This is a genomic window from Cyanobium sp. NIVA-CYA 375, assembly GCF_056108345.1.
Genome location: NZ_JBSYHW010000318.1, coordinates 1 through 743 on the forward strand (window position 1 = coordinate 1; position 743 = coordinate 743).

Below are 743 nucleotides of genomic sequence, written 5' to 3' on the forward strand. Positions count from 1 at the left end.
CGGCTCCGCTGTCGTGGATCGATTCGGCACGCGCCGGATCGCAGTGGTTGCGCCGGAACCCGCAGTGGCCGCTGGCGGCTGCGGCGCTCCTGGTGCTGGTGCGCCCGCGGCGCGTGCTGCGCTGGGCGGGCACCGCGTGGTGGGCCTGGCGGGCGCTGCGGCCCGCGCTGCCGCTGCTGCGGGCCTGGCTGCGCCCGTTGCGCTGAATCGCGCGCCGTGCCGCGTGGCCGGCGGTGAACCGCGTCAGACGCTGTCCAGCGCCGGCATCGCGTCGCCCGCCTGCAGGCAGTGCCAGAGGTAGACCGCCAGGCCGAGGTCGCCCGTCCACAGCGTGTGCCGGCCGCGGCCGCTGTCGGCGCGGCGTTGCTCGCACTGCGCCACGGCGTGCATCGCGAAGGCGCGTGCACGGTCCAGCCACAGCGGCTCCCCGGTGCGGCGGTGCAGCTTGAGGAGGGCGTAGCCGTTGCCGGCGGTGCCGTGGCACACGCCCGGGCCCTTGGTGAGCGGGCCGGCCTGCCAGATCGCCTGGCCAGCCGCGCCGAGCAGCGCATCGACCTCGGCCGAGGCACCCGGCGGGAAGTCCGCCAGCGCGGTCACGAAGCCGGGTGCGCCATGGCACCACTGCATCAGCAGCGGCGCCGCGCCCGGCCGTGGCTTGTAGGTGCCGGGCGGCCAGTTGGCGGCGTCGCCTTCGCGCACGGCGAAGCGCCGCAGCGTGGCCTCGATGCGCGCAAGCAGCGCGG

At 77.0% G+C, this 743-nt stretch carries 2 protein-coding genes; one reads left to right on the plus strand and one right to left on the minus strand.

The window, feature by feature from the left end; all coding sequences use genetic code 11:
• Positions 1–206, plus strand: a 206-nt coding sequence (locus AC01FP_RS18325; RefSeq protein WP_474482282.1) for a YqjK family protein, incomplete at its 5' end; no start/stop codon positions are given.
• Between the two features lie 37 nt (positions 207–243).
• On the opposite strand, the gene AC01FP_RS18330 is transcribed toward AC01FP_RS18325, so the two are convergent.
• Positions 244–743 (minus strand): lanthionine synthetase C family protein (locus tag AC01FP_RS18330; RefSeq protein ID WP_474482285.1); only part of this gene is annotated, 500 nt, incomplete at its 5' end.